This is a genomic window from Christensenella sp. (assembly GCF_034927525.1).
Taxonomy (GTDB): Bacteria; Bacillota; Clostridia; order Christensenellales; family Christensenellaceae; genus Christensenella.
Genome location: NZ_JAYFPU010000057.1, coordinates 1 through 7,163, shown reverse-complemented (window position 1 = coordinate 7,163; position 7,163 = coordinate 1). Strand labels below are relative to the sequence as shown.

Genomic DNA, 7,163 nt, shown 5'->3' with positions numbered 1-7,163 from the left:
CAAATACTACGAGAAACATCCGGGGCAGTACTGGAAAAACAGCTATACCCCCGAGTGCTATGAGGGGAGCGTCGAGCAAAAGAACGGCGTCATCAACAACACCCTGGAAGCCATCGACCGGATACTGCTCTTTCGGCTGTCCAACTACTTCCTGCGGTTTTCCGAGGAGTACCAGGCCATCCACGGCGAGGACGCCCTGGACCAGAACAATTGGTACGAATTCGTCGACTACGGCACCATGGATTCCATCATCATTCTCCTCCAGCGCCACGGCTTTACCCGGGAGGCCGCCGCCTACATCCGGGACCACCAGTCCTCCTGCATCGCCATCCAGCCCGATGGACAGATCAAGCTGGCCCAGGCCATCTGGCAATGCGGCAATGGGGTTGTTCTGGAGGAGGTGGTGGATATTCTGTTTAATTGTCCGGAGCTGCTGGCGGGGGTGGGGGATGTGCGGTGATATAAAGGGGGGCGCAAAATGCTGGTGCGTGACCCCCGATGTAGGGGGCGGAATAGTGATGATATGCCTAGGCTAGTACTATTATAGAATAGATGAAAAATTCGATTTTCCGTGCTATAATGTACATTATTATCGTAACGGAAAAAAGAAACGGGGATGAGGACATACAATGATAGATATTCTTGAACAGGAAATTGCGGATATGAGTAAAGCATTGTTTAATGTTCTACTAAAAGACCGTACAACAAAAAAGAATATATGCTGGGCAACAGATCAATTTATCTCCCTGGGCTCTGACTATTATCCGCAAGAACCCATTACGCAAAACCTCATAACAAAGGAAGAAATACAAATAATACAACCACGGGTTTCAAAGGCAATCGAGGAACAGAACCGGCGTACAAAGGAAAAGGCCGAGGTGTTTACCCCTTCGTGGATTTGTAATGAACAAAACAATCTTGTTGATGAAACATGGTTTGGGAGAAAGAATGTCTTTAGCATTTCAACTGATCAGTCATGGACGACGGTGGAAGAAAAAATTAGTTTTCCAGAGGGAAAAACTTGGAAATCTTATGTTGATGCAAGAAGACTTGAAATTAGCTGTGGAGAGGCGCCTTACCTCGTTAGTCGCTATGATACGGTTACTGGTCAAGAGATATCAATTGAAAATCGAATCGGATTGTTAGATAGAAAACTGAGAATTGTAAATGAAAATACTACAACTGAAGATGAATGGTTAAAATGGGTAACGAGAGCGTATGAAAGCACCTATGGTTATGAGTATCAAGGTGACAATATTCTAATCGCACGGGAAAACTTGTTATATACCTTTATAGAAAATATGCAAGCCCGATGGGGCATTGCGCCGAATGACAAGCAGCTCAATCGCATTGCACGGATAATCTCATGGAACATCTGGCAGATGGATGGCATTACGATGACCGTGCCCTATAGTGAAAGACCTAGCGCGATGGGACAAATCACCCTCTTTGATTCAATGGATGGAGCAGCCGCAGAAAAAGAAGCGATACCATGTCGCATATATGATTGGCGTGCGGATCGGAGTTTAGAATTTAAAAGCTTAATTAAGGGAGAGTCATCATGACAAAAACAGGCGGAAAAACTCAGTTTAAAAGTGCCTTTGATTTCAAGGTCATTTATGCTTTTACGATTCATGATGAAGAACACAAAGGATTAATAAAAATTGGAGATGCAACACTCCATACCGATGTAACCATGGATAATTTACCCCCAAACTGTCGAGCATTGAACCAAGCGGCATTGGAGCGGATTAAGCAATACACCAATACAGTTGGAATCACCCCAGTTCTTCTCCATACTGAACTCGCCGTAAAAACAGTTAAATCCGAAGCTGGGGAGATGGTGTCTAAAGCCTTTCGGGATCACGAAGTGCACCGAGTACTCGAAAACTCCGGAATAAAAAAGGCAAAGATTGATGAATCGACTGGCCGTGAATGGTATAAAATAGGAAAAGAAACAGCCATTGAAGCGATTTCGGCTGTAAAAGAAAATTTTGCAAATCTCAGTAATTCCATGGATAATGGATACATACCGATCGTTTTTCGACCAGAACAAAAAGAAGCCATTGAACTCACAATCAAGCAATTCAAAAAAAACAATCGGATGCTCTGGAATGCTAAAATGCGTTTTGGAAAAACCTTGAGTGCCTTGGAAGTCATAAAGCGCTGTCAATATGAAAAAACCATTATCTTAACACACCGGCCAGTGGTTAATGATGGCTGGTATGATGATTTTAAAAAAATATTTGATGGAATAGACTATGTTTATGGCTCGAAGGTCAATGGGTACACGGTTGAAGATTTATTGAAAATGGATAAGTCCTTTGTCTATTTTGCATCCATACAGGATTTACGGGGCTCAGAAGCAGTTGGGGGTAAATTCGGGAAAAATGATATTATTTTCAATACCGAATGGGACTGTGTTATCGTCGACGAGGCACACGAAGGGACGAAAACTGCCCTTGGTGATGATACCATAAAGGCAATTGTTAAAGAGGAATTAGACCATACAAAACTCCTGGCGCTCTCAGGCACACCCTTTAATATTATGAATGAGTATGATGAAAATTCCATCTACACATGGGACTACATCATGGAGCAGGAATGCAAATCAGAATGGGATAAACAGCATTTTGGAGATTCTAATCCCTATGATGAACTCCCTAAAATGCGGATATTTACCTATAATCTTGGTGATTTGCTCCATAATGGCAGCTATATCACATACGAAGATAAAGCCTTTAATTTCCATGAATTTTTCCGTACATGGACAAGTGACTATAAACAGGATTATGCTCAAATGCCTCAGAATGCAAAGATTGGCGACTTTGTGCATAAAGAAGACATATGGTCATTCTTAAACCTCATGAGTAAAGAGGATGCAAACAGCGCATACCCATATTCGAAAGAGGGATATCGGAGCGTCTTTAAACATTCGCTATGGATGGTTCCAGGAGTCCGTGAAGCGAAGGCGTTAAAAGACCTAATGGAAAAACATCCCGTATTTGGTAGTGGACAATTCAATATTGTCAATGTAGCCGGTAGTAATGATGAAGAATCATCGGATGCATTGAACAGCGTTAGGAAAGCCATCTGCAAGGCAGAACAGCTCGATACTTACACCATCACCTTATCCTGTGGAAAATTAACAACCGGTGTTACAGTAAAGGAATGGACCGCTGTGTTTATGTTGTCTGGCTCTTTTTCAACTTCAGCAGCAAATTATCTTCAAACGATTTTCCGTGTGCAATCTCCTTGTAACAAGGAGGGGAAAATAAAAGAAACAGCATATGTTTTTGACTTTGCTCCTGACCGAACCTTAAAAATGGTATCAGAAGCCGTGTCCGTATCATCAAAAGCGGGGAAAAGCAATGATGGCGATAAGATAATCCTTGGGAAATTCCTGAACTACTGTCCGGTTATTTCGATTTCCGGTTCTCAAATGAAGGAATATAAGGCGGATAAGTTGTTGCAGCAATTAAAAAAAGCCTACGCCGATAAGGTTGTGCGCCATGGCTTTGATGATGCGAATCTTTATAATGATGAATTGCTGAAACTACAGGATATCGACATAAAGAAGTTTGAAGATCTTAAGACCATCATCGGAAAATCAAAAGCGGCAGAAAAACAAAAGGATATTAGTGTTAATGACCAGGGCTTGACCAACGAAGAATATGAAGAAGCAGAAAAGCTCAAAAAGAAACCGAAGAAAAACCTCACAGAAGAAGAAAAAGAACGATTAAAAGAATTAAAGGAAAAGGCAAAAGTCAGAAACGATGCAATCTCAATTCTGCGAGGGATTTCCATTCGTATGCCACTCCTTATTTATGGCGCGGATATTCCATATGATGAAGAAATAACCTTGGAGCGATTTGTGGAGAAGGTTGATGCGTCGTCTTGGAAAGAGTTTATGCCAAAGGGTGTTACCAAGGAATTATTCAATGAATTTAAAAAATATTACGATGAAGATGTATTCATAGCAGCTGGGCGCAGAATACGGAATATCGCACGTGAAGCAGATACCTTGAATCCGACGGAAAGAACAAAGAAAATTGCGAGTTTGTTTTCCTATTTTAAAAATCCCGATAAGGAAACGGTGCTAACACCCTGGCGTGTGGTTAATATGCATATGTCTGACACTCTTGGGGGATATGATTTTTATGATGAAGCCCATGAGGAAATCCTCGAGGAACCAAGGTTCGTGGACCAAGGAAAGGTAACAGCAGATATTTTTGGAAATGAAAAGGCCCAAATCTTAGAAATTAATTCAAAGACGGGTCTGTATCCGCTATATGTTGTTTATAGTATTTATCGCACAAAATGCAAAAAATATACTGAGGAAGCGTTAACCCCGGAAGTTCAGCGGGCAGTATGGAATGATACGGTTCAGAAAAATATGTTCGTCATTTGCAATACACCAATGGCAAAGCTGATAACACGGCGTACCCTTGTCGGCTATTCAGATGCAAAAATCAATGCACATTATTTTGATGATTTGATTAATGCAATGAAGAACAAACCACAACAGTTCATCGAGCGGGTACTAAAACCAAGCTATTGGAAGAAGGAAGGGGTACAGAAAATGAAGTTTGATGCTATTGTGGGGAATCCACCGTATCAAGAGAAAATTAGTGAAGCAAGTAAGAATTCTTCGCTATCAAAACAGCTGTTTCCCATATTTATAAAAACTGCAATTATGGTGGATACGCACTATGTTTCATTAATTACTCCTTCACGTTGGTTTACAGGGGATGCACAAGATAAATCTTTTGTAAAACTACGTGAATACATAAAAAGCAATAATCATATACAAAAGATGGTCTGTTACAAATTTGATAAAGATATTTTTAATGGGGTTGAAATAAAAGGGGGAGTAAATTACTTCTTGCATAACTCAAAGTTTAACGGAAAGGTTGAATTTGTAACTTGTGAAAATAATAATCGCAAAACAAACTATCGTAATCTTTTTGAAGATGGTCTTGATGTTATAATATACAATTCGGATGCTCTGCCTATTTTAGTGAAAATAATGAATGATAATTTCAATCCACTTACTTCAATAACAACTGGACGTAATCCATTTGGTATAATTGGAAAGGAATCGTCCCTGGATAAAAAAGTTTGTGAGACGTTTAAAGAAGGTTTGTACGAAATTCGTTGCAAGGCAAATGTTATAAAGTATATTGATAAAAAGGAGATTAAGAAGAACATTGATATTTTTAATAATTTCAAAGTGTTCATCTCAAAATCAGCGGGGAATCCTAATAGTGATATGAAAATAATTGGGACGCCCTACGTTGGACTTCAAAAAACAGCTTGTACAGATTCATTGATTACAATTGGTAATTTTCATTCAAAATATGAAGCAGAGTGCTTATGTAATTATATTAAGACAAAATTTGTTAGATTTTTAGTTTCGATACTAAAAATATCTCAAAATGTAACACAAATAGTATATGGATTCGTTCCATTACAAGATTTTACCGAGAAATCTGATATTCAGTGGAATAAATCTATTCCAGAAATAGACGAACAGCTCTATTCTAAGTATGGTTTATCTGAGGGTGAGATTACATTCATTGAAGAAACGATTAAACACATGGAATAATTGTGATAACTTATTTTGCAAATGGATGGAGCGTGATCATTTGAATGATATTAATATAGAAGATGTAGTTAATAAACTTATTGCATCAAAACGTGAAGACGCTTGGTGGGATTTTAAAAGAGAGCATCATCACGATAAAGCAGAATTGGTTCATGATATTTTATGCATGGCAAACACTCGCTCTAGAAGAGATTGCTATATTATTTTTGGAGTAGATGATGACAACTTCTCTATTATAGGAGTCGAAAATGATGCTAAAAGGCGTAACCAACAAGGAATTACGGATATCCTCAGAAATGTAAACTTTACAGGGAGTGTTCGCCCTCGTATTGAAATTCAAACAATTTACCTCGACAATCATGAAGTTGATTTTTTGATTATTAAAGATAGTCTTGATGTTCCATACTATTTGGAGAAGGAATATCAAGATAAGAATGTTAAAAATAGTGATGATAAAAAATATGGTAAGATTGTAAGACCATACCATATTTACACACGAGTTGTAGATAACAATACACCTATCGATAAACAAGCTGATATAAATGATGTTGAATTCTTGTGGCGCAAAAGATTTGGTATAGAACTTCCGATAATGGAAAGACTACATATTTTATTATCCGAGACTGATAAATGGATTTTTGATTGGGGCAATAAGAAATATTGTTATCATATTGACTATCCTGAATTTCAATTAATCCAAGTTGAAGATATGAAGCAAGCTTGGGTTCCAGCGGCAGCTTTTTACACTCACCCTGTAATGCATTTGGCGAGATTAAACATCACATACCATAATACTGTGATTTATGAGACGGAATTATGGTCATTCGATCAGTTTCGTAAGTTTTTGCCAAAAGCAGAGAATTCTTCGGTTGCCCAACAAACAAATTTCTGGTATACCTACTATATGCTTGATTCGATTGAAGGGAAAATGCTTAAGATATTCACACATGGAAGGTGTGATATTTCAAGTAGAGAGCAAAATTATAATCAATTACTGATTTTTGAAAAAGAAGATGATAAGCAATGCTTTGATTTATATGTTTCAAATCATTTCAATGATCATACTGACGATGATATTAAGAAAAAATATCAATATCAGATCCAAGAAGATAATGATACAAACTCAGGAGGATTAATATATTCGGCTTTCCAAGTTGCTAAAATAGCATGGATATATGAAGATTGGATTAAACAAAGATAGTCCCATATATCGGTTTGGTACTTGAACATAAGAAAACGACCATGCTTGAGTATTTTACTCAAGCATGGTTATTTTCGTTTCACATTGTATTACTGTGTCACATAAATTCAAACACCAACCAGCACAAAGGGTATCACGAATCGTGATACCCTTTGTGCTGGAGACTCTAGCAAATTTCAAGGAAAAATGATATACTAGGCCCCTCACTACATCGTGATATTGTATAGTTTTAGTTGACAACTGATTCACAAGGATTTAAGCTAATCAAAGAGTCAGGAGGAGACGAAAAAATGGCAAAGAATAGACAATATGATCCAGAATATAAGATACAGGCCGTGAAGCTGGGAAAAGAAA

Annotated in this window: 3 protein-coding genes and 1 pseudogene; all 4 read left to right on the top strand. The window is 38.3% G+C overall.

Going from position 1 to position 7,163, the window contains the following annotated elements; translation table 11 throughout:
- Nucleotides 1–460 (top strand): annotated as a pseudogene (locus VB081_RS02075) (DEAD/DEAH box helicase); the annotation flags it as partial.
- Between the two features lie 169 nt (nt 461–629).
- Nucleotides 630–1,565, top strand: a complete 936-nt coding sequence (locus tag VB081_RS02070; protein WP_323399194.1) for a restriction endonuclease subunit M — start codon at nt 630–632, stop codon at nt 1,563–1,565.
- On the top strand, nt 1,562–5,608 hold the full coding sequence (locus VB081_RS02065) for an Eco57I restriction-modification methylase domain-containing protein (protein ID WP_323399193.1): 4,047 nt from the start codon (nt 1,562–1,564) through the stop codon (nt 5,606–5,608). The genes VB081_RS02070 and VB081_RS02065 overlap by 4 nt, the downstream gene beginning before the upstream one ends.
- Before the next feature lie 40 nt (nt 5,609–5,648).
- Nucleotides 5,649–6,809 (top strand): ATP-binding protein, encoded by a 1,161-nt coding sequence (locus VB081_RS02060; protein ID WP_323399192.1) that lies wholly within the window; start codon nt 5,649–5,651, stop codon nt 6,807–6,809.
- The last annotated feature ends 354 nt before the right edge of the window (nt 6,810–7,163 follow it).